This window comes from Flavobacterium sp. IB48 (assembly GCF_016405855.1).
In the GTDB taxonomy this organism is placed as follows: Bacteria; Bacteroidota; Bacteroidia; order Flavobacteriales; family Flavobacteriaceae; genus Flavobacterium; species Flavobacterium ginsengisoli.
The window spans coordinates 110,643-133,508 of sequence record NZ_JAEFCA010000010.1; the positions used below are offsets into that span (position 1 = coordinate 110,643).

The window sequence follows — 22,866 nt, forward strand, 5'->3', positions numbered from 1 at the left end:
TCTAAATTTTTAACTTTAAAACTAAAGCAATGCTCGGAGCGCAGGATATTCTTCTAAAATACTGGAAACACGACAGTTTTAGACCGTTGCAAAAAGAAATTATTGACTCTGTTCTTGAAGGACAGGATACTTTTGCCGTACTTCCTACGGGCGGCGGAAAATCGATTTGTTTTCAGGTTCCCGCCATGATGCAGGAAGGAATCTGTCTTGTTATTTCTCCTTTAATTGCTTTAATGAAAGATCAGGTTGCTAATCTGCAAAAAAGAGACATTAAAGCAATTGCTCTTACAGGCGGAATTCATACCGAAGAATTGATCGATCTTCTAGACAATTGCCAATACGGAAATTACAAATTCTTATATCTATCTCCAGAAAGATTACAATCGGACTGGATTTTGGAGCGTATTAAAAATTTACCCATAAATTTAATTGCTATTGACGAAGCGCACTGTGTTTCGCAATGGGGTCATGATTTTAGACCTGCTTATCTTAAAATTTCAGAACTTAAAAAACACTTTCCGAAAATTCCTTTTTTGGCTTTAACAGCAACGGCAACTCCGAGAGTTATTGAAGATATCAGAACACAATTAGAATTAAAAAATCCAAGACATTTTCAACAATCGTTTGAGCGAAAAAACATTGCTTATATGGTTTTTGAAGTTGAAGATAAACTTTATAGAACTGAACAAATTCTTAAAAAAAATCCGCAGCCTTCTATTATATATGTACGAAATCGTAAAGCGTGTTTAAACATGTCTTCTCAATTGCAATCTTTAGGATTCACTTCGACTTATTATCACGGTGGTCTTTCGGCTAAAGAAAAAGACAAAAACATGCAATTATGGATGTCACAACAAGCTCAGGTTATTGTGGCAACAAATGCTTTTGGAATGGGAATTGACAAAGACAATGTTAAAACTGTTATTCATACACAGCTTCCAGAAAATATAGAAAATTATTATCAAGAGTCTGGCAGGGCTGGACGAAATGGCGAAAAAGCTTTTTCGGTCTTGCTTTACAATAATTCAGACATGATCCAGACCGAACAGCAGTTTATAAATATTCTTCCTGATAAGAAGTTTTTAAAAACGATGTACATCAAACTCTGCAATTATTTTCAGATTGCATACGGAGAAGGTTTAGACGAAACTTTCTCGTTCAAATTGAATCATTTTTGCAATAAATACGAATTCCCTACTCTCAAAACATACAATGCTTTGCAGTTTTTGAGCCAGCAAGGAATTATTACAATGTCTCAGGAATTTTCAGAAAAAATTAGCGTACAATTTTTGATTGAGTCTAAAGAAGTGATTCGATATATGAGCTTGAATCCGAATGATGAAGAAATTATTTTGGCAATTTTAAGAACTTATCCAGGCATTTACGATGTAAAAGCTAATTTGAATTTAGGATTAATTGCAAAAAAATCAAATCGGTCTGAAGAACAAATTATTGCGGTTTTAGAAAAACTGAAAGAAAAAGAAATTATAGAATACAAATCTAAAAACAACGACGCTACCATTTTATTTAATGAAGTCCGTGAAGACGACCTTACTATAAATAGGGTTTCAAAGTATTTAGAAAAACAAAATGAAGTTAAAAAAGAACAGCTTTTGTCTGTTTTACATTATATAAAAGACAATAAAACCTGCAAAAACAGATTGGTTTTAAACTATTTTGGAGAAGAAACCAGAGAAAATTGCGGCATTTGTTCGTACTGCATTACACTAAAAGGAAAAATTACCGAAGCCGATTCGATTGCAGATAGGATTTTATCTCTATTGAAAAACGCTTCGCTGACTTCGAGAGAAATTGAAAACCAGATAAAAATGAATAGCAAAGATATTCTATCGGTTCTTCAGGAATTACTCGAAAATAATCATATCATTATACAAGCGAATAATAAATACACTTTAAAATCATAATGGAGAAATTGAGAATTATATTTATGGGAACGCCAGAATTTGCTGTTGGCATTTTGGATACCATTATCAAAAATAACTACGAAGTCGTGGGCGTAATTACTGCTGCAGATAAACCAGCAGGTCGCGGACAAAAAATAAAATATTCTGCAGTAAAAGAATATGCGCTTGCAAACAATCTTACTTTATTACAGCCAACCAATTTAAAAGATGAAAGTTTCTTAGCAGAATTAAAAGCGTTAAATGCTAATTTACAAATCGTAGTTGCTTTTAGAATGCTACCAAAAGTGGTTTGGGAAATGCCAAGTTTAGGAACTTTTAATCTTCATGCTTCATTGCTTCCAAATTATCGTGGAGCCGCTCCAATTAACTGGGCAATTATTAATGGTGAAACTAAAACTGGAGTTACCACTTTTTTTATAGATGATAAAATTGATACTGGTGCAATGATTTTAAATTCTGAAATCAATATTGAACCAGAAGAAACGGCAGGACAACTGCATGATCGTTTAATGGAATTAGGAAGCACAACTGTAATTGACACTTTAAAGGTTATTGAAAACGGAAATGTTACCACAACAATTCAAGAAGATAATGACGATATTAAAACGGCTTACAAACTAAATAAAGAAAACTGCAAAATTGATTGGACCAAATCTGGGACAGAAATCAACAACTTAATTCGAGGTTTAAGTCCTTATCCCGCTTCTTGGTGCTTTTTGAAAGACCAAAATGAAGAATTAAACATCAAAATTTATGAAGCAAAACTAGTCTCAGAATCACACTCTTATGAGATTGGAAAGCTAATTAGTACTAAAAAAGAAATCAAGATTGCAATAAAAGATGGCTTTATTCAGTTATTAAGTCTACAATTTCCAGGAAAAAAGAGAATGCTTGCTTCAGAATTATTAAATGGAGTGAGTTTTTCGGAGTCTGCAAAAGTGTATTAAGGTCAGTAAAACAGGGGTTTGCACCTACTTTTTATCGATAAACAACACTCTTTATGAACAAAAAAAGCAAGTTATTAACAATTTTTGCTAAAAATAAAGAAAACACTTGCACGCAACGGATTTCCTACTAAATTTGTGTATTAACAATTTTTTTTAACCAACAATTAATAACTAATTATTATGAACAAATCAGAATTAATCGATGCTATCGCTGCTGATGCAGGAATTACAAAAGCTGCGGCGAAATTAGCTTTAGAGTCTTTTTTAGGTAATGTAGGAACTACTTTGAAAAAAGGTGGAAGAGTTTCATTAGTAGGTTTCGGATCATGGTCAGTATCTTCAAGAGCTGCTAGAGACGGTAGAAACCCTCAAACAGGAAAAACTATCAAAATCGCAGCTAAAAACGTTGTAAAATTCAAAGCTGGAGCTGAATTAGAAGGTGCAGTGAACTAAGTAAGAAAGTTCTCTAAACTTATAATATAATTAAAACCTTCCATATGGGAGGTTTTTTTATGCGGTTTAACGATTTTTTTTGTGATTTTAATTTTTTTATGATTAAATTTAATAAAAATTGTAACCGTATGATTTCAGAAAAATTAAAAAAAGGACACCTGCTTATTGCCGAGCCTTCAATAATTGGAGATTTATCTTTTAACAGATCGGTAATTTTATTAGCAGACCATAACAAAGAAGGATCAATAGGTTTTATAATTAATAAGCCATTAAAATATACTATTAATGACTTAATCCCTGAGATTGATGCTAACTTTAAGATATATAACGGAGGCCCTGTAGAACAAGACAACCTTTATTTTATCCATAATATTCCTGAGTTAATTCCAAACAGTGTGGAGATTTCAAATGGAATTTATTGGGGAGGCGATTTTGAGTCCACCAAAGACCTTATAAACAACGGATCTATTAGCAAAAATAATATTCGTTTTTTCTTAGGTTATACCGGTTGGGAAGAAAATCAGCTTGAGAATGAGATGCAAGGAAACTCTTGGATTATTGCTGATAATAATTATAAAAATAAAATTATCGGAAAATCTACCACTCACTTTTGGAAAGAGCAGATTATTGAGCTAGGCGGTGATTATCTTATTTGGTCTAACGCACCAGAAAATCCATATCTGAATTAATTTTCTGCTATGGATTCATTTAGTTTCTGCACTAATAAATGAGCCAGATTTGTTGTAAACTCTTTTTTTCGATATTTAGTTATCGGCTGTATTCCCATGATTACATTAGTCAGAAATAATTCGTCTGCTTTTTGAAGATCAAATGGCGAAATTATTTCTTCTAGCACTTCTATGCCTTCTATTTTTTTAGCAATCGCTAAAATTTGTTTACGCATAATTCCGTTTAAAGCTCCTTCTGAAACTGGAGGGGTAATAAGCTTTTTACCTGTTAGCATGAAAATATTTCCCTGAAGCGCCTCTACTACATTTTTACTGTCATTTAGCAAAATGCAATTGGCAAGGTCATTTTCGTGCGCATAGATGCTTCCAGTAACATTAATCATTTTATTAGTCGTTTTAAGAGACGACAATAACTGTTTTGTCACATAGAAATCCTTATACAAATCTACTTCGTATTCGTTTGAATTTATAATATAAGAAACACCCTCAATTGGAGTTGCATTGATTAAGAATGAGATATCATTAGTTTTCGGAAGATACAAACCACCATCATTTCTAAAAACTGTTATTCTTGCGCGAGCTGAAGATGCAATTCCTTGTTCTTTTACCAAGTTCAGAATTTGCTCTTCAAAATATTCCATTGTAAAATCCATCGGAATCATCATTCTCACTACTCGCATAGAAGCCATTAGCCTAAAATAATGATCCTCAAGAAACAAGATTTTTCCATTGATAATTTTTACTGTTTCAAAGATACCGTCTCCGTATAAAAAAGCGCGGTTTTGAGTTAATATTGTATCTTCTTGCGCTATGTTTCCGTTAAAATTAATCATAAAAAAACCCTGAATTTTGTTCAGGGCAAATATAAGGTATAAAATAGACTTTTACTAAACAGATCCTATAAGATGTTTTAGATCTGAGATTTGGTTCTCCCACAATTGTTTAGCCTCGCCTAATTCTTCTTTATCAGCAAAATCGACTACCATAAGCGATACATCTTTAGTCAACTCATCAACTAAAATATGAAGTTCAAAAAAGTACTCGGTATCTTTACTGCTATCATCAACCCATTTGAATTTTACTTTTTCTCCAGATTTTTTTGAAGCCAAACGTGCTTTTTCCTGCGAATCATTCCAGATGAAAGTAAAAATTTCACCTCTTGAATTAACATTGTCAGCAAACCATTCTTGTAAACCTGACGGCGTTGATATATATTGATACAATAATTGTGGCGAAGAATTGATCGGAAACTCGATTTCGTAACGTATTTTTGAATCCATGTGCTACTTTTAATTTTTTCGAAATATAAGAATATATGTCCAAAAACAATGCATTTTTAAAAATATTTTTTTTTCTTCAATTTATGCTTGCACGCTTTAATATTATTTCTATCTTTGCACCCGCAATCACGAATTCATGATAGCAGTCCAGGCGAGGTAGCTCAGTTGGTTAGAGCGCAGGATTCATAACCCTGAGGTCACGGGTTCAACTCCCGTCCTCGCTACTAGAAGGTAAAACCCTTAAGCAGAAATGTTTAAGGGTTTTTTATTATTTTTAAATAAAAATCAACCCTATTTTTATGGAAGGCGAAACAAATTTGAGCACTATTTTAGAGAATCTTAATCCTCTTCTTAATAACGGAAAGTATGTTTTCACCAAAGTAGATTCTTTAGATTTAATTCCTTTTTCTAAAATTTTATTTCTATTTAAAGAGCAAGAAGGAATTACAGTTGTACTAGAAAAATACTTTGCAGAAGAACTTAATCTTAACTTCTCTTATGTTGCTTCTTGGATTACTTTAGAAGTTCATTCTTCTTTGGCTGCAGTAGGTTTAACTGCTGCATTTTCTCAAGCTTTAGGAAAAGCCAATATAAGCTGCAATGTAGTTGCTGCCTATTTGCACGACCATATATTTGTTGATGAAAATGACGCGCAAAAAGCAATGGATGTATTGCTAAAATTAAAAGAGGAGAATAAAAAATATTTGTAATTAAAAAATCAAAAAATATCCGCAAAAACTGCCATTAAAATAGTTATTTTGCAAAGGTAATTTACAAACATATGGATATAGTTAAATTTAAGATCACATCAAAAACAATAAAAGTCGAAGTACGCAATTCGAATAATTATGTTTTTAACTTTAACACTGCTTTAGAAATTGATAAAGCAGATCGTGATGTTTTATTAAAACTATATAATGCCTTAGATCTTCTTTTTAAGAAAGAAGCAACGATCGAAAATAAAAACTATATTTCGCCAAATCAAACGAATATATTAGATCAGATTTCTGCTGCCGATTTAGAAAAGGAAAATCAATAACTAATTCCCTTTTCTTCTTTATAATTTAAAGTCCTTGAATTGCATTCAGGGACTTTCTTTTTACAATTATTTCTTCCTCTCAACAAAAAACAGTAATTTTAATCTGTACCCGTAAAAAAAGTTTTTTCTGTATCTGTACCCATAAACCCGATAGCAATAATTTTGCTAAAAAAAGATATGGAATCTAAAGCAGCAACACAGAAAAAAACAACATTTAGAGAAGTTTATGTATTTGATATGGAGATTTTGCAAAACATCTTCATTCAGAACATGCGTGAAAAAGCTGAAGATAAAATGCTTTTTGGAATGCCTTTTCTTCTCTGCGAAAAAGACAATGAAATAAATTCGTTTGCAAGTTTAGTATTGGATGAAAATAATGAAATCGGATTTAAAATTTATGATAACGGAAGTTTGACAAATGAAGATAAAGCAGCATTTAATGAATACATCAAAAAATTTCTAACGAAAAAAAGAAGTGCCAATTTCAATAATGCTGAACAACTAAAAAAAAGTACCGAACATTTTATTCATTATCTCAACCTTTAAACGCTTAAGAAAAAGCACAATGAAGAATCAAGAAACATTATATTTAAAAATTGCCAAAATCATTGAAGATCAAATTCACACTGAAACATTAATGCTTGGCGACAAACTGCCTTCTGTACGAAGTGCACAAAAACTATATAATGTTAGTCTTAATACTATTAAACAAGCATATTTAGAACTCGAAAGCCGTTCTCTTATAGAATCTCGTCCAAAAACGGGATACTATGTAAGCAAAAGTTCACAACGCACAACGGCACTTCCAACAATTGCGAGTATAAACAATCACGAAACAGAAAATACACCCGAAGATCTTATTGATAAAGTTTTCGGTACCATCAATCAAACCGATGTAACACAATTTGCACTTGGATTACCTGGAAAAAATTTTCTTCCAATTGCAAAACTTAACAAAGGAATCATCAATGCTGTACGAAATAGAAGTGACGCCGGCACAACCTACGAACCCGTTCAAGGATCTGAAGAACTTCGACGTGCCATTGCAAAATGGGCACTTGTTATGGAAGGAAAAATTACCGAAGACGATCTTGTAATTACTTCTGGCGCTATGCATGCTATGTACAATGCACTTATGGCCGTGACATCTCCAGGAGACAGTGTTGCTGTAGAAAGTCCTGCTTATTTTGGAATACTTCAAGCCATTAAGGCATTAGGTTTAAAAGCTGTTGAAATTCCGACCCATCCTTTGTATGGAATAGATCTCGACGCTTTAAAAAAAGTAATGCCTGAAATAAAGGCCTGTTGTTTTGTTACTAATTTTAATAATCCAATGGGGTTTCAAATGCCTGATGAAAACAAGCAAGAACTGGTACGACTGATAACACAATATAATATTCCATTAATTGAAGACGATATTTACGGCAATCTTTACTTTGGTTCAGAACGCCCAAAGCCTTGCAAATTTTATGACGAAGCTGGTTTGGTTTTGTGGATCGGATCTGTTTCTAAAACGCTTGCACCAGGTTATCGCGTTGGATGGATTGCACCCGGAAAATTTAAAGATAAAATCATACGTCAAAAACTAGTTCAAACGGTTTGCAATTCTTCTTTATATTCAGATGTCATTGCAGATTTCTTAGAACATGGACGTTACGATCATCATCTGAGGTCTTTTAGAAATAAGCTTTACAATAATTATCTTCAGATTAGCCGTGCTGTAGAATCTTATTTTCCAGACAACACCAAAATAGCACAGCCAAAAGGCGGTTTTATGTTATGGATAGAATTAGATGAAAGAATTTCTACAACAGAATTATACAACACTGCTCTCGCTCAAAAAATCGTCTTTGCACCAGGAAGAATTTTTTCGCAGTACAATCAATACAACAACTGCATGAGATTAACCTATGTTTTAGAATGGAATGAACGCGTAAATTCTGATCTGGAAAAATTGGGCAGAATAATAAAAAATAGTATTTAATAGCATTATGAAAAATAACGAACAAGTAGAAATAGTAACTTATAACCCGAAATACAAAAAAGATTTCAAGGATTTAAACATAGAATGGATTTCAAATTATTTTGTAGTTGAACCAAATGATGTAAAAGCGCTTGATCATGCCGAAGATTACATTATAAACAAAGGCGGAGAAATTTTTGCTGCAGTTTTAAACGAGGAAGTTTTAGGCGTTTGCGCATTAATAAAAAGTGAAGGAAAAGATTACGATTACGAATTAGCCAAAATGGCCGTTAATCCGAAAGCGCAAGGAAAAGGTGTTGGATTATTATTGGCAGAATCTGCGATAAAATGGGCTAAAGAAAAAGGAGCTTCTAAAATTTATTTAGAAAGCAATACCAAATTGAAACCAGCTATTAAATTGTATGAGAAATTAGGATTTAAAGAAGTAACAGGCCTTTCGTCAGCTTATGATAGAGTTGATATTCAGATGATTCTTATGCTAAATTCTTAAATCTGGACTATTTCAGTAAAAGAAAAAGTGGACTATCAAAAACGCTCTTTATCCTAATATATTTGCTGTAATTTTTTTAGATCGAATGAACATACACTTTATACAACACGAAACTTACGAAGCTCCAGGCGCGTATTTGAATTGGGCAGAAAGCAGAAATCACAAAATAACTTTTTCTAAAGTTTATAAAAATGAAGCTTTGCCAGATTCTGCTGATTTTATAGACATGCTGATTGTAATGGGCGGACCTCAAAGTCCAAACATGACTCTTAAAGAATGTCGTTATTTTAATGCTGAAGCTGAAATTGCTTTGATTCGAAAATGCATTTCTCTAGGAAAAGCAGTTGTGGGAGTTTGTTTAGGATCGCAACTTATTAGCGAAGCTTTAGGAGCAAATTTTGGTCATAGTCCAGAAAAAGAAATTGGAGTCTTTCCGATTACTTTAACCAAAGAAGGATTAATAGACGACAAAATAAATCATTTTGGCACCACTTTAAATGTTGGCCATTGGCACAACGATATGCCAGGTTTAACCAAAGAAAGTAAAGTCTTAGCTTTTAGCGAAGGGTGTCCTGTTCAGATTGTTTCTTATTCTGATCTTGTTTATGGCTTTCAATGTCATATGGAACTCACAACCAAAGTCGTTTCTCTTTTAATTGAAAGTGAAACTGATTTATTAGCCAAAAGCAAAAAATATCCATTTGTTCAAAATCCTGAAGAAATTCTTTCTCATAATTATACAGAAATGAACGAAAAGCTTTTTCTTTTTTTAGATAAACTTACAGCTGCTTATAAAATGCTTTTATAAGCAGTGTCAAATTGACGATACATTTTCAGCAATAAAAAGAGAATAATTGCTTTCCATTTTTACTAAAAAAAAGTCCTCAACTCCAAAACATTCTTCTTAATTTTACTCCACCAGAAAAAAAAGCTTCCCCCTATTTGTAACATTTCTGCTGCAAAAGCGTCAAATCTTAAATTTAATTACAGTTCTTTGCAACTTATTACATTTCTGATTTGAAATTGCTCAAATTTCTGAATACAATAATATTGATACCAATGAGTTTAGACTAGGAAGCTAGTTACGATATTTTCGTTATGGACAATAAAAAATTTATTTTAAGTTTAAAAAAAGGTAATGAAGCGGCTTTTAAGGAAGTTTACTTCAGCTACTACGATAAACTAATAAATATTGCCAAACGATTTAACTCTTCTGTATTTACTCCTGAAGACTTTGTTCAGGAAACTTTCATAAGACTATATAATAAAAGAGAACTGCTTAACGAAGATGTTTTGTTTGACAAACAGATATTTGTTATCTGCAAAAACATTATTATCAATCACGTTAACAGAGAAAATAAAATAATTCAGCTTGATCCGAATCAAGTTGACGTGCCACAGGAAGAATCAGACTCTGGAATTTTTGAAGAAAGGCAAGAAAAACTACAAAATTTCATTAATCAGCTTCCAGAACAGCAACAAAAAATCTTCACTTTACATAAACTGGAAAACCTTAGCTATAAGGAGATTGCAGAAATAACGGATCTTTCTGAAAAGACCATTGCCAATCATATTTATCTCGCCAGTAAATTTATTCGAAAAAAAATCGAAAACCATTAGGAACTTTTTAGTTCTCGTTTGTTATACTATAAAACAAGAACTAAAAATGCATATCGAAGCGTATAAAACTAATGTAAAAACAAAGAAAGATGCCAGCTTGCTTGTAGCTTATCTTCAGTTTGTCATTTCTGACTGTATCATCAATTTTGATCGTCAGGGACGCGAAAACATCCTCAAAATCGAAACCAACCGTGATATTAAAGAAATGGTTTATCGTGTTTTCAGTAAACAAGGATTTCATTGTCAAATCATTTAATATCTAGAAAAGATGGATCAGGAAAAATTTGACGAAGAATTTAAAAAATTATGGAAAGAGTCTCCCCTTTCTCACTCCGAAGATGAAAAAGAAGCTTCATGGGAACAATTTCATTCTATAACATTTTCAAAAAAGAAAAGAAAATTTAAGCCTTGGCATCTTTATGCGGCGGCTTCGGTTTTACTTTTTGCTCTTATTGGAACTGGATTTTATTTTACAGAAAACCCTTCAGCTGAAAATGTAGTTCTTTCTGAAAATGTAATCGAAAATAAAACCTCAACAATAAAATATGTGGTTTTGCCAGATAGCTCAAAAGTAGAATTGGCTCCAAATTCTAAAATTATTTATGGAAACGATTTTGCTTTAAATAGAAAAATCCAAATGGATGGCGAGGCCTATTTTAAAGTTAAGAAAGACAAACAGCATCCATTTCAGGTTTTTTGCGATGAAACAACAACTACCGTTTTAGGAACTTCCTTTATAGTGAAAGAATCTAAAAATGAAGAAATTACTGTTGAATTATTTGAAGGAAGCGTTCAGATGAATGTGAAAGGTCAAAATCAAAAATGGATTTTGAAACCGGGAGAAAAATTCACCTACGGAAACCAAACCGCTTCGGTATCAGAATTTAGCCGTTTTGTAGATTTTGATAATGAAAATCTTTCTGCGATAAGCCATTACATCGAAGAGAATTATGGCTATAAAGTGGTTCTTCCGAAAGAAAACCAAAATCAGAAAATCACAATTCGAATCAATAGAAAAGAAGATTTAAAAACGATTTTACAATTACTATCAGAAATGTATAACCTAAACTTTGAAATAAATGAAGATTTAAAGCAGATTACTTTTCAATGAAGACAAAAAAGGATGTAAGCCGCGAAACTCCACATCCTCCTTAATGTTCAGGATAACATTAAGTTATCCATTTAATAATATTCAAAAATACAAAATTTCATGAAGCATATAATTTCAGCATGCTTTTTTTTATTCAGTTTGTGTATGTCCGCTCAAAGCGTTACCGTAACTGTTGACCAAAATGTAACTTTAAAAGAATTCTTTAAACAGATCGAAAATCAAACCGATCTTAAATTTGCTTTTACTGATCAAATTGATACCAATAAAAAGTATTTTACTCAGAAAAATACTTTTAAGAATATTGAAATCAGCAGTCTTATTACGGAATTGAATAAAATTTCGTCTGTACAATTTTCTATAGTTGGCAATAATATTTTTGTTAAGCAGAAAACGCAACAAACTCAAAAGCCTGCCAAAAAAAAAAGCAAGCTGACCGGCCACGTTCTTGATGACGAAAGACAACCTGTTATTGGCGCTAATGTCTACATTAAAGAACTCGAAACTGGTGTTGTAACAGATCCTAACGGAAAATATAGCATCGATGTTCCAAATGGAAATTATACCGTTCAGGTAAGTTATGTTGGATTTAAAAATGAAGAAAAACGAGTTTCTGTTTCTGATGACACTAAGGTTAATTTCAACATCGATTCTGACAGTCAGCAATTGGGAGAAGTTATTGTAATGAATAATAAAGCAGTTGACATTAAAACAACCCAAATGAGTGTTAACAGGCTTTCTATGCAGGAAATCAAAAAAATTCCAGTTGCAATGGGAGAAGCCGATCCTTTAAAATCGATTTTGACTTTGCCTGGAGTTACCAATGCTGGAGAAGCTTCTTCTGGCTTTAATGTTCGCGGTGGTGCTGCCGATCAGAATTTGATTCTTTTAGATGGTGCTCCTGTTTATGCAGATTCGCATATGTTCGGGTTCTTTTCTATTTTTAATGCTGATATCGTAAACGGTTTAGATTTATACAAAGGAGGAATTCCGTCAAAATTTGGAGGACGCGTTTCTTCTGTTTTAGATGTTACGCAACAAACGGGAGATTTTGAAGAGTATAAAGTTAATGGAGGAATCGGGATTATTTCGAGCCGTCTTTTAGTTCAAGGTCCGTTGCAAAAAGAAAAAGGTTCTTTTATTCTTTCTGGGCGTGCTTCTTATGCACATTTATTTATGAAATTGGCTGATAATAATAACTCAGCAATGTTTTATGATTTGAATACAAAGCTGAACTATCGTTTTAACGCCAAAAACACGCTTTCATTTTCTGGTTATTTCGGAAATGACGTATTCGATATTAATGATCGTTTTGCAAGCACTTATGGAAGCACAATGGGAATTTTGAGCTGGAAACATAAATTTTCTGATCGCTTAAGCAGTAATTTATCAACGTTCTATAGTGATTACAGATTTAATTTAGAAATTCCGATTGAAAGCTTTAAATGGGACAGCAACATTCAGAGTTACGGATTGAAATACAATTGGAATCTTCAGCAGTCTGAGAAATTTAAAATCAATTATGGTGTTGATGGTTTGTATTATAATTTCAATCCGGGAGTTGTAAAACCAACTAGCCCAGATTCTCAGTTCAATTATATGCAATTGGATAAAAAATATGCTTTAGAAGCATCTGCTTTTGTTGATTTCGAAAATCAGATTACTGAGAAATTGAATTTCCGTTACGGACTTCGCTACAGCATGTTTTATCGTTTAGGAGATGAAACAATAAGCACTTACGAAAATGGTCAGGCAGTAGTGTATAATCCGTTATACAATATTTATGAAGAAGGAACGCCAAACGGAAGCATTACTTACGGAAAAGGAAAAACTATCAGCAAATTCAATAATTTTGAACCTAGAGCTGCTTTATCTTATGCCTTTAATGACGAAACTTCTATAAAAGCAAGTTACAACAGAATGGCGCAGTACATTCATATTTTATCAAACACACAATCTCCTTTACCAATGAGCATCTGGACTCCAAGCGGACCTTTTACAAAACCTCAGCTTTTGGATCAGTATGCGATGGGTTATTTTAGAAATTTTAAAGACGGAGATTACTCTTTAGAAACTGAATTATTTTATAAAAATGTTCAAAATCGTATTGACTATATTGACGGTGCTGATGTTTTGGCTAACAACAACATTGAGCAAGTTATTCTAAACGGGAAAGCCAGATCTTATGGAATGGAATTACTGTTTAGAAAAAATACTGGCGTATTCACAGGATGGGTTTCATATACCTTATCTAGAGCCGAACAAAAAACACCAGGAAGAACTCCTGAAGAACCGGGAATTGCAAACGGTAATTGGTATTTATCTGGATATGACAAATTGCATAATTTAAGCATTGTGGGAAGTTATGAATTGAATCCGAAATGGTCTTTCAATAGTAATTTCACTTTACAATCTGGTCAGCCAGTAACGTATCCTAATGGTTATTATGAAATGGGCGGCATCCATGTTCCAAATTATTCTTTAAGAAACGAAAACAGATTACCACTTTTCCACCATCTTGATCTCGCAGCGACTTATACGCCAAAACCAGACAAAAAGAAAGGGTGGCAAAGCTATTGGGTATTTAGCCTTTACAACGTTTACAACAGAAAAAATGCAGCTTCTATGAGTTTTACAACCAATGAAGACACAGGAGCAAATGAAACCCGAAGACTTTCTATTTTCGGAATTGTACCTGGAGTTACTTATAATTTTAAATTTTAATGCTATGAATAAATTAAAAAAACACATAATGAACAAAGCACTGGCATTAATAACTCTACTTTTTGTTTTTTCTTTTGCTTCATGCGAAGATGTGGTCAATCTTGATTTGCCAACTGGTGAAACCAAACTGGTTATTGATGCTGAAATTATTTGGAAAAAAGGAACCGACGGGAAAGAACAAACTATAAAAATTAGTAAAACAGCTCCTTACTACAGCGGCTCGACGCCAAAAGTTTCGGGTGCGCAGGTACGAGTAGAAAACGGTAATGGCGATACTTTTACTTTTAACGAAACCGAAGCTGGAGTGTACAAATGCACCAATTTTGTTCCTGTACTTAATGCTGATTATAAATTATTTGTTGATGCCGAAGGCCAAAGTTTTACAGCTGTTGAAAAATTGACTTCTGTAACTCCAATTAATAAAGTGGAGCAAAATATTGTTAAAGATTTTGACGGAACAGATATCATTGAATTGACTTTTTATTACACTGATCCTGCAGATCAAACCAATTATTATGTGACTGATTATCAAAGTTCATTTTTGATTTATCCAGAATATGAAATCACAAATGATGAATTTTATAACGGAAACGAAATCAGTACAAGATATTCTCATGAAGACGATATAAAAACGGGAACGACTGTAACAATTACGCATAGAGGTGTTTCTAAAAATTTCTATAATTATTGGAAATTAATTCTAGAAGCTTCAAATTCTAATCCGTTTTCTATTCCTCCTGGAAATATTAGAGGAAACATTGTAAATACAACCGATGCTACTAATTTTGCTTTGGGCTATTTTAGACTTTGCGAAGCAGATCAGGTTCCTTACTTGGTGAAATAAATAAACAACCATTTCATAAATTCAAAAACTCCTTAAATAAAACATTTAAGGAGTTTTTCTTTTTAAGCTAATTTTATTCTACCTCAAAAACAGCTTGTATTTCTACTGAAGAATTTACCGGAATTGAAGAAGCTCCGAAAGTCGCTCTAGCATGTTTTCCTTTTTCGCCAAAAATTTCAACAGTAAGATTTGAAGCAACGTTCATTAAATCGGCGTGTTTGGTATAATCGTCTTTGGTGTTAAAAATTCCTGTCAATTGTACGCAACGTTTTACACGGTTTAAATCTCCGTCAACTGCTTCATTCAAAACCGAAATTACGTTTAGCATTGTCTGTTCGGTTGCGTCTTTAACTTGCTGTTCATCAACATTCACTCCTAATTTTCCTGGATTCAGGATTTTTCCATCTTTTAAAGCCACTTGATTAATAAATATCAAATTTCCTGTACGAACATATGGCTGATAATTTCCTGCTGGTTTAGGAACTTGCGGCAATACAATATTCTTCGATTTTAAAATAGCATTAATTGAAGATTCTTGTTTTACTGTTATTTCTTTCTTAGCAAAAGTTCCTTTTAAAGCAGAAGCAACTTTAGCAAAATTTTTTCCTTGCAATTCGGCTAAATAACGTTCATCTTTTGTTGGTCTTTCAACATCTTTTAAGGAAGCCAAACTTGTGGTTCCTAAAACAGAATTTCCCTGCGGAATTTTCTTGTCGATTTTTTCATTACCTCTAATTCCGTTTGAAACCAAAACCATTCCATGCACAGCCAAGCTATTCCAAAAAGACTGTAAAGCCAATTCTTTTCCAGCGCCACTTCCTGCCGACATGAAAACCATTGCAGGCATTCCTTCTAAAGCATGATTCGTCCATAAATTGACTGTTTTAGAGAGAAACTCACTCATGGCAGTACTAATATTTCCAAAATAAACAGGAGAACCAAACGCGATTCCGTCATACGATGGCAACTCCTCAACCGTTGCAACTGGAATTTCTTTTAATTTTGAATTAGTTGCCGTTTTTACCTGTTTTATAATTGCTGTAGCATTTTGATCACTCTCGATTCCTTTAGCAATTTCTTTTGCCAATTCGTAAGTTCCGCCATTGTCAGAATGTATAAGTACCAATATGTTCGTTTTTTTATTCTGCGCTTCACTTGTATGGATCACTAATAATGTCAAAATACCGATCCAAAAGAGATGTAGTTTATTCATGTTATTGTAAATTATATTCATTTACAAAATTAGCGATGACGTTTTTATTAACTTTGCCAAAAAGTACATGCAAAACGCCAATTTAAAATGTGGCTTATCTGAACCAACGGAAGGTCAATTTCTAGACAATATATCAACAAACGCTTATGTTTGGTACGACCAAAACTGGCAGCATGACGAATATCTGCACACGCACGAACGTTACCAATTAACTTATGTAGAAGAGGGTTATCAATATTTTCATATTGAAGAAAAGACTTATCTCGTTCCGCAAAACCATGTTATCTGGATTCCGACCAAAAAAGAACATCGCATTTCTTCGGAATCTAAAACCGTAAACTTGATAATTGCTTTATTCAAATCTGTTCCCACGCAAGATTTTTTTCAAAATGTGCATGTTTTCTCGGCTCCCAATGTTTTAAAAGAAATGATTCTTTATGCTCAAAAATGGGATAAACTTTTAACAGAAAATGAAGAACAGTCCAATTTCTTAAAAGCGATTTTAACGAGTCTTCCTAACTTTTGCAAAGAAAACAATGCATTACAAATTCCAGTTCCTGCAGATGACCGTTTGATTCCTGTTTGCGATTACATCAACAAAAATTATCAATATGCTTTTGAAATTGACGAATTGGCCAATCTAGCCCAAATGTCGGTTCGAAGTTTGCAAAGGATTTTTAAACAGAAAACAAATATTACGCTTCAAAAATATTTGCAGCTAATTCGTATTCTAAAAAGCATTGAACTTTTAGATGCCAAACAATATACTTTAAGTCAGATTGCTCATTTGGTTGGTTATAAAAGTCTATCTGCTTTTAGCGCTTCTTATTTTAATATAATTCAAGAAAAACCAAAACTTAGGAAATGATATTTTAGCTAAAAAAACAAATTAAATCAGGGTCTAAAACACAAGAACCACAAATTCAAATAAATGAATTTGTGGTTCTTTTTATTGAGAAAGATTTATGTTAATCAAATCGCTCTTTGTATTTTTTAAATAGCGTATTCATAATCAAAAGTACTATTCCAACTCCTAATAAAACCATAGCTCTGATTAGGAAATCTGCGTTTGATAAGTCAAAAAACATGAGTCGTATAACACAAATTCCTACCAAAGACAATGATACATATCTAAAATATTTTTCTTTAAGAAGAATACCTAATATAAGCAATCCTAGAGATTCTAATATCCAGAAGAAGGTTAAGATTCCTTTATCGAATGTAAGGAACAAAAATAAACCAATACTAAAAGTGGCTGGATAAATAATAATGCTGTTTTTAAATTCGAAATCTTCGATATATTTATAGACAATAAAAATGTATAGTGCCAGTAACGCAAATATAATAAGGTATACAAATTCGAATCTAGATTCAAAATAATTGAAACTTACAAAAGCCAAATGAAAATTGGCCAGTAAGTAATACACAATACTGATTTCCTTTTTGTTTCCTATTTTTTTATAATAAAGAATACTATTTACAATAGCAGTTGAGACCCAAAACACAGGAAGCCATTTATGCTCTAATTGCGCAAACATAATTGTAGAAAGCCAAAGATTGATGACAATTTGAAAATCTACTTTCAATTCTTTTATGAAATCTTTTTTCTTGATCAGGATAACTAAGACAATCAATAAAGCCACACTCAATAGCTGTAATCCCCAATCGATCAAATCAAAATCATTAAGCTTTTTGACGCTGTAAAAAGCAGAAACTAAAATGGACAAAAGTGAAATAATTAAAATCGATTCTGGAGCTAAATTTATCTTTCTGTATAAAATCAGACCGAAATTCAAGATGGCCAAAAGCATAAATATAGTTGGCAAATAAGCAATTTCTACCTGAATAAATAATAAAGTTATGATCCATAAGTTTTGAACAATCGGTAAAACTGAAATAAACATTTTACCTGCTTCTCTTGTACTTTTTACTTGCAAATAATAATAAACTACAGATAGCAAAACGCATAAGGCTTGCACACTATAAAGTATAATTCTATTATCAGGATTGGCATCAAAAATGGCCTGATAAATACTTAAAAATATTGTTCCAATTAATAGTACAAACGAATAAATGTTGTAACGCCCAAATTTTTCAATTTTCTGAAAAATCCAAAAAATTAATATAGCCAAACCTCCTAAATATATTGGAATATAGGTAAGTTCAATACAAGAGAAACCAAAAATTAAAGCATTAAGAAGTATCAGCTCACAATTTAATGTATGGAAACTTCCCCATCCAGAAATAACCTCGTTTGACTTGTTTCTTATTTTATCTGCAAACAAAATATAAACTTCGACAGCAGAAAGTCCCAAAGCAATCAATCCAATTTCGATAGTATTTAAAAATTGAGTGTTATATAAAAACAAAGCATTTCCGAAGATTAAAAAAACCGCACAAAAAAGATACAGCAGAATTTGGTTGTCTGAAGAAAGTGTTTTTCGCTTAAATTGAAGCCAAAGAAATTCATGGTTTAATATAGCAATAGCAATCCAAGGCAAAATTTGAACAATATTTCCTAAAAACAGATATTTATAAGAAAGCGAAACAAGTAACGCATTTGCCCCCACAATGCTAATTGTTTTAATAATGCTTTTATCTGTATAAAATTCCTTTACAAACCAGTTTGCTATAATTACAGCAATAATTCCTAGAGCATAAAAAATATCTAAATTAGATTTTGCTTCTATAGCAATTAATACTACACCTACTACAATAGCAATGTTTAAAAAAGTAAATCTTCCTATATCAAATGTGTTTGTTTTGAATTTGAAGCGCAAAAGACACCACAATAAAGCAATAAACACAAGCGGATAATAGAACGAAATTTCGATTGTATGATACCAGCTTATGAAAAAGAACATTGAAAACAGAATAGAGAGAATTCCATTTAAGCTCAAATCTTTCTTTAAAACGAAAGCATCTGTTTCTAAAAATTCTTTTCTTGCAACACAAAAAACAGAAACTGACAATGTTGCCACTATCATCACAATTAAGGAAGCAAAGATATTTGTAATATTGGTTTGTACTGAGGATGGATTGATGTGCAAAATAAAGAATCCTAAAATAAAAATCCCTAAAGCATGATTGAGTCCTAAAAATATTTTATGCAATAAAATTTCCTTGCTTTTGTAAACAATTATTAGGCATGTAACCACTAAGAAGTACAATCCGCATGCGATTATATCATAACCTACTTTCCAATCATTAAGCATAAAAATGGTTAAAGCAAAAAGTACAAACGAAACCATTCCGTCAAGATGATACAGCCAAAAAATCTTTTTCTTTCTGGCAAATAGTGTTGCAAAAAGGCAAAGAATACCCGCGGCCAGCAAAACAAAGATTTTGATTCTGCTTCCGGTTGAATGCAAAACCAGGCCTAAAGCAAATAAAATCCAATTGGTTAAATGCGTTACAAAGGCAATTTTATCAAATCTTGTATTGGCATAAATACTTCTGTATTGCATATACATACAGCTAACCGAAACCAAAACAATACCGATTATAGCGAAGATATTTTGAGACTTACTTAACGCATTTGTGCCTTGTGTAAACCAAATATCAAATATTATAAAACCAGAAATAACAATTAACAAATGATACTCCCATTTTTCTTTGTACGATAAAATAATTCCCGCTGTTGCAGTGACTGACGCTAGTAAAAATGTAATTAATAGTTTTTCGGGAATTACACAGAGAATTAAAATACTCAAAATAGTATGAAGCGATAAAAAAGTTTGCTGCTTAATAATATATCCCACAAACAAATTGATTCCGATTCCGATTCCAATAAGCGAATACGCAAGGGGAATATTATCTATAAATGTAAGAGCTGGAATCTGCGATGCACCAAAACAGCCAAACAAGAATAAACTTGCTCCAGCGCTACGAAGCCAAAGTCCTGTTTTGAACCATTTTTCTTTCTTCTTTAAAAAATAATAAGATCCAGCTAAAATTCCAGCATACAACCAAAGAATTAATACACGGAACATTGGCGAAACTTTCAATGCTGTATAAATACTCAGATAACCAATTCCTAACACCATAATTGCGGTTCCAAGAATTCCGGTCCAGTTTTCGGCAAATTGCTGTTCTAATTTTTTGATTAAAACTGAAAAAGCGCTTTCTACATAAATTTTCTCTTCTTCAAATTCTTTCGAATCATCATTTAGAGTCTCTTTATTTACAGGAAGCGTTTCAAAATTTTCTACAAACTGAGAATTTTCGTTTGCTTCAATTTCGTTATAGGAATCAGCTGTTAAAGTATCTGAAACTAATATTGGACTTTCTGAAATTTCTGCTGCTACAATATTGCTTTCTTGAGAAATATCGTCAATAAGAGAAGCAGCATCTGGAATAATTAAAGGTATATTTTCGGGTATAGGTTCAGAAATTATTTCAATCTCTTCTGCTGTAGAAGTCAAGTCTCCAGGTTTAAAATCAGGTTGAATCAGCTGATTTTTTATTTCTTCAATTTCTTTTTTCAAAGATTTATAATCTTCCTTAATCTTTGAATAAGAAGAATCTAAAAATTCATTCTCCTTCTTTAATTTCGAAAAATTATTAAATAAAATGACAACACATGCAATTAATGATAAAAGAATAAAATTCTCCATAGTCCAAATTTTGAATTGGCTAATGTAAGAATTGTAATCTTAATTTAACTTTTTAAATAAAATAGTTTTGTGATAAAACAAAAAATCAAAAGACACCAGTAATTTGCTGTATTAGAACCAGTGTTCAATTTGTTTTTTCGATCTGATAAACAAAATTCAACTTTGGTTTTTCTCCAAAATAAGCCACTTCTTCTTCAGCTATTTTTTTTGCTCCTACTCTCGAAATTGCAATTTGCGAACGAATATTCTCTGAACCAATATGAAATTTCACTTTGGATACATATTGAAAAAGATAATCCAGCATGGTCTTTTTTACACTTTGATTCACGCCTTTTCCCCAGCACGAAACAGCATAAAAAGTATAGCCGATAAAAATACTATCGTCTTCTTGATCAAAATCGTAAAATCGTGTACTTCCGATAACTTCTCCGGTTTCTTTGTTTATAATTTTAAAAGCGCCTTTACTTTTCATGGCTCCTTCAAAAAAATTTTGAAAGACTTCTTTTTTCCATCGGTCTTTGTTTGGATGCTGTTCCCAAATTTTAGGATCGGAAGCTGCTTTATATAATGCATCAAAATCTTTTTCTTCTAAAGGATATACAATGCAAAGATCATTTTCTAAAACGGGTTGTAAATTAAAATTCATTATTCTTATTTTTTTATAAAACTAATTCTTCAAAAATAGGATCTTGCAAAAGCGAAGCATATAAGGATTCTATGGCGTGTTTAGAACCATGTATTTGCCATTCTAAAATAATATGGTCTATATTACGGTGTTGCACTAACAGTTTAGATTTTATACCATAAGTCGAAAAAAGTTCTTTGCATCTTGCGTGTCCTGCGTCTGAACGTTTAAAGGTTATTCTAAGCGTTTTATGTTCGTTGATGAGGTCAATTTTATCTTGAAGAATGGTAAGCATTGTTAGAATTATAAGAATCATAAGTGCCGCACAAGCCGAAGCAAAATAATAACCCGCTCCTACTCCCATACTAACCGCCGCAACCGACCATATTGTCGCTGCCGTTGTAATGCCCGAAACATGATTGTCTGATCTAAAGATTACTCCCGCACAAAGAAAACCTAAACCTGTAACAATATTAGAAGCTATACGGTCTGGATTCCCAGATCCTCCGATCCATTGTGACATTAAGGTAAAAAAACAAGCTCCAACAGAAATCATTATTGTCGTGCGAAGTCCAGCTGCTTTTCCTCTGTATTCTCTTTCGGCACCAATTAAAGCGCCCCAAAATGCTGCTAAAAGCAATCTTATGATAATTTCTAGTTCCATTAAAGTCTTCTATTTTTTCAAATAAAATTACATAAAAAACACAAAAAAACCTTCAAAATCAAAATGACTTTGAAGGTTCTCTCTATTTAAGTTTTTATACAAAAACTATTTTCCTTTCAATAGTTTTTCTAAATATTCGATTTTATCTTTTTCAGCTTGCAAAAGGCGTTCGTAAAGCTTTTTATTTTCTTCAACAGATTCTATTAATTTATCTAATGGATTAAATGTGCAGTGATGGTTTCCATCATGATTTCCGACACTTCCTTGACTATTATCGTAAAAATTATTGAAATAATTGAATACAGCTTCCTCCGAAAAATTCTTGATAGCTTCAACAGTTACATCTAAAGCTTTTGCAATTTCGATTAATTTTTGTTCATCAACAGTTTCACTATTTTCGATATTTGAAACTGCTTGCTGGCTTATTCCCAAAGCAATTGCCAATGCTTCTTGTTTCATGTCTTTTAGCTCACGAATGAGGCTAATTTTTCTCCCGATGTGATTTGGTCTAGTTACTGTACTCATAGTTCAAAGATAATAATTACGACTTTAAAAATAAGAAATATGTAGATTACATAATTTGTTCTGCATGATACCGAAAAACGGTAAATAGAAACTTATTTTTATATGATGCCAAAAATACAA

The 22,866-nt window shown here is 32.3% G+C and carries 23 protein-coding genes and 1 tRNA gene; 17 read left to right on the top strand and 7 right to left on the bottom strand.

Annotated elements, in window-relative coordinates:
- The first annotated feature begins 29 nt into the window (after window positions 1-29).
- From JC605_RS21925 to JC605_RS21940, 4 genes are all read left to right on the top strand, one after another.
- Window positions 30-1,925: an ATP-dependent DNA helicase RecQ gene (locus JC605_RS21925; protein WP_198858221.1), complete on the top strand. Its 1,896-nt coding sequence runs from the start codon at window positions 30-32 to the stop codon at window positions 1,923-1,925.
- Window positions 1,925-2,872 carry a methionyl-tRNA formyltransferase gene (gene fmt / locus JC605_RS21930; protein WP_198858222.1) on the top strand — a complete coding sequence of 316 codons (948 nt, stop codon included), beginning with the start codon at window positions 1,925-1,927 and terminating at the stop codon, window positions 2,870-2,872. The genes JC605_RS21925 and fmt overlap by 1 nt, the downstream gene beginning before the upstream one ends.
- Before the next feature lie 180 nt (window positions 2,873-3,052).
- Window positions 3,053-3,325, top strand: coding sequence for an HU family DNA-binding protein (locus JC605_RS21935; RefSeq protein ID WP_008464760.1), 273 nt, complete (start codon window positions 3,053-3,055; stop codon window positions 3,323-3,325).
- Window positions 3,326-3,453: 128 nt separating this feature from the next.
- Entirely contained in the window at window positions 3,454-4,014 is a 561-nt protein-coding gene (locus tag JC605_RS21940; protein WP_008464759.1) for a YqgE/AlgH family protein, read from the top strand.
- Here the strand turns inward: JC605_RS21940 and JC605_RS21945 are convergent.
- Together JC605_RS21945 and JC605_RS21950 are read right to left on the bottom strand one after the other, a co-directional pair.
- Window positions 4,011-4,847, bottom strand: coding sequence for an aminotransferase class IV (locus JC605_RS21945; protein ID WP_198858223.1), 837 nt, complete (start codon window positions 4,845-4,847; stop codon window positions 4,011-4,013). The genes JC605_RS21940 and JC605_RS21945 overlap by 4 nt on opposite strands.
- Before the next feature lie 54 nt (window positions 4,848-4,901).
- The gene (locus tag JC605_RS21950; protein WP_198858224.1) at window positions 4,902-5,294 is read right to left on the bottom strand and encodes an START-like domain-containing protein; all 393 of its coding nucleotides are present in this window, start codon (window positions 5,292-5,294) and stop codon (window positions 4,902-4,904) included.
- Between the two features lie 150 nt (window positions 5,295-5,444).
- On the opposite strand from JC605_RS21950, the gene JC605_RS21955 reads away from it, so the two are divergent.
- The 12 genes from JC605_RS21955 to JC605_RS22010 all read left to right on the top strand — a co-directional run bounded on the left by JC605_RS21955 (window position 5,445) and on the right by JC605_RS22010 (window position 15,103).
- Window positions 5,445-5,518, top strand: a tRNA-Met gene (locus JC605_RS21955).
- Between the two features lie 75 nt (window positions 5,519-5,593).
- Complete coding sequence (locus tag JC605_RS21960; RefSeq protein ID WP_198858225.1) at window positions 5,594-6,004, top strand: ACT domain-containing protein; 411 nt, start codon at window positions 5,594-5,596, stop codon at window positions 6,002-6,004.
- Window positions 6,005-6,075: 71 nt separating this feature from the next.
- Complete coding sequence (locus JC605_RS21965; protein ID WP_198858226.1) at window positions 6,076-6,333, top strand: hypothetical protein; 258 nt, start codon at window positions 6,076-6,078, stop codon at window positions 6,331-6,333.
- A 177-nt stretch (window positions 6,334-6,510) separates the two neighbouring features.
- Window positions 6,511-6,879: a hypothetical protein gene (locus JC605_RS21970; protein ID WP_198858227.1), complete on the top strand. Its 369-nt coding sequence runs from the start codon at window positions 6,511-6,513 to the stop codon at window positions 6,877-6,879.
- Between the two features lie 19 nt (window positions 6,880-6,898).
- The gene (locus tag JC605_RS21975) at window positions 6,899-8,317 is read left to right on the top strand and encodes a PLP-dependent aminotransferase family protein (protein ID WP_198858228.1); all 1,419 of its coding nucleotides are present in this window, start codon (window positions 6,899-6,901) and stop codon (window positions 8,315-8,317) included.
- 7 nt (window positions 8,318-8,324) lie between these two features.
- On the top strand, window positions 8,325-8,807 hold the full coding sequence (locus JC605_RS21980; protein ID WP_198858229.1) for a GNAT family N-acetyltransferase: 483 nt from the start codon (window positions 8,325-8,327) through the stop codon (window positions 8,805-8,807).
- Window positions 8,808-8,892: 85 nt separating this feature from the next.
- The gene (locus JC605_RS21985) at window positions 8,893-9,615 is read left to right on the top strand and encodes a type 1 glutamine amidotransferase (protein WP_198858230.1); all 723 of its coding nucleotides are present in this window, start codon (window positions 8,893-8,895) and stop codon (window positions 9,613-9,615) included.
- 290 nt (window positions 9,616-9,905) lie between these two features.
- Window positions 9,906-10,427: an RNA polymerase sigma factor gene (locus tag JC605_RS21990; protein WP_198858231.1), complete on the top strand. Its 522-nt coding sequence runs from the start codon at window positions 9,906-9,908 to the stop codon at window positions 10,425-10,427.
- 46 nt (window positions 10,428-10,473) lie between these two features.
- Window positions 10,474-10,683 (top strand): hypothetical protein, encoded by a 210-nt coding sequence (locus tag JC605_RS21995; RefSeq protein ID WP_198858232.1) that lies wholly within the window; start codon window positions 10,474-10,476, stop codon window positions 10,681-10,683.
- A gap of 12 nt (window positions 10,684-10,695) precedes the next feature.
- The gene (locus JC605_RS22000) at window positions 10,696-11,538 is read left to right on the top strand and encodes a FecR family protein (protein WP_198858233.1); all 843 of its coding nucleotides are present in this window, start codon (window positions 10,696-10,698) and stop codon (window positions 11,536-11,538) included.
- A gap of 99 nt (window positions 11,539-11,637) precedes the next feature.
- Window positions 11,638-14,259: a TonB-dependent receptor gene (locus tag JC605_RS22005; protein WP_198858234.1), complete on the top strand. Its 2,622-nt coding sequence runs from the start codon at window positions 11,638-11,640 to the stop codon at window positions 14,257-14,259.
- 28 nt (window positions 14,260-14,287) lie between these two features.
- A complete protein-coding gene (locus JC605_RS22010) occupies window positions 14,288-15,103 on the top strand; it encodes a DUF4249 domain-containing protein (protein ID WP_233074205.1) in 816 nt (271 codons plus the stop codon).
- A gap of 73 nt (window positions 15,104-15,176) precedes the next feature.
- Here the strand turns inward: JC605_RS22010 and JC605_RS22015 are convergent, their stop codons facing one another.
- On the bottom strand, window positions 15,177-16,316 hold the full coding sequence (locus JC605_RS22015) for an Atu1372/SO_1960 family protein (protein WP_198858236.1): 1,140 nt from the start codon (window positions 16,314-16,316) through the stop codon (window positions 15,177-15,179).
- Window positions 16,317-16,383: 67 nt separating this feature from the next.
- On the opposite strand from JC605_RS22015, the gene JC605_RS22020 reads away from it, so the two are divergent.
- Window positions 16,384-17,184 (top strand): AraC family transcriptional regulator, encoded by an 801-nt coding sequence (locus JC605_RS22020; protein WP_198858237.1) that lies wholly within the window; start codon window positions 16,384-16,386, stop codon window positions 17,182-17,184.
- Window positions 17,185-17,284: 100 nt separating this feature from the next.
- On the opposite strand, the gene JC605_RS22025 is transcribed toward JC605_RS22020, so the two are convergent.
- The 4 genes from JC605_RS22025 to JC605_RS22040 all read right to left on the bottom strand — a co-directional run bounded on the left by JC605_RS22025 (window position 17,285) and on the right by JC605_RS22040 (window position 22,746).
- Window positions 17,285-20,932 carry a DUF2339 domain-containing protein gene (locus JC605_RS22025; RefSeq protein WP_198858238.1) on the bottom strand — a complete coding sequence of 1,216 codons (3,648 nt, stop codon included), beginning with the start codon at window positions 20,930-20,932 and terminating at the stop codon, window positions 17,285-17,287.
- A gap of 124 nt (window positions 20,933-21,056) precedes the next feature.
- Complete coding sequence (locus JC605_RS22030) at window positions 21,057-21,578, bottom strand: GNAT family N-acetyltransferase (protein ID WP_198858239.1); 522 nt, start codon at window positions 21,576-21,578, stop codon at window positions 21,057-21,059.
- A gap of 13 nt (window positions 21,579-21,591) precedes the next feature.
- Window positions 21,592-22,221: an MgtC/SapB family protein gene (locus JC605_RS22035; protein WP_198858240.1), complete on the bottom strand. Its 630-nt coding sequence runs from the start codon at window positions 22,219-22,221 to the stop codon at window positions 21,592-21,594.
- A gap of 105 nt (window positions 22,222-22,326) precedes the next feature.
- Entirely contained in the window at window positions 22,327-22,746 is a 420-nt protein-coding gene (locus JC605_RS22040) for a helix-turn-helix domain-containing protein (protein WP_198858241.1), read from the bottom strand.
- Between the last annotated feature and the right edge of the window lie 120 nt (window positions 22,747-22,866).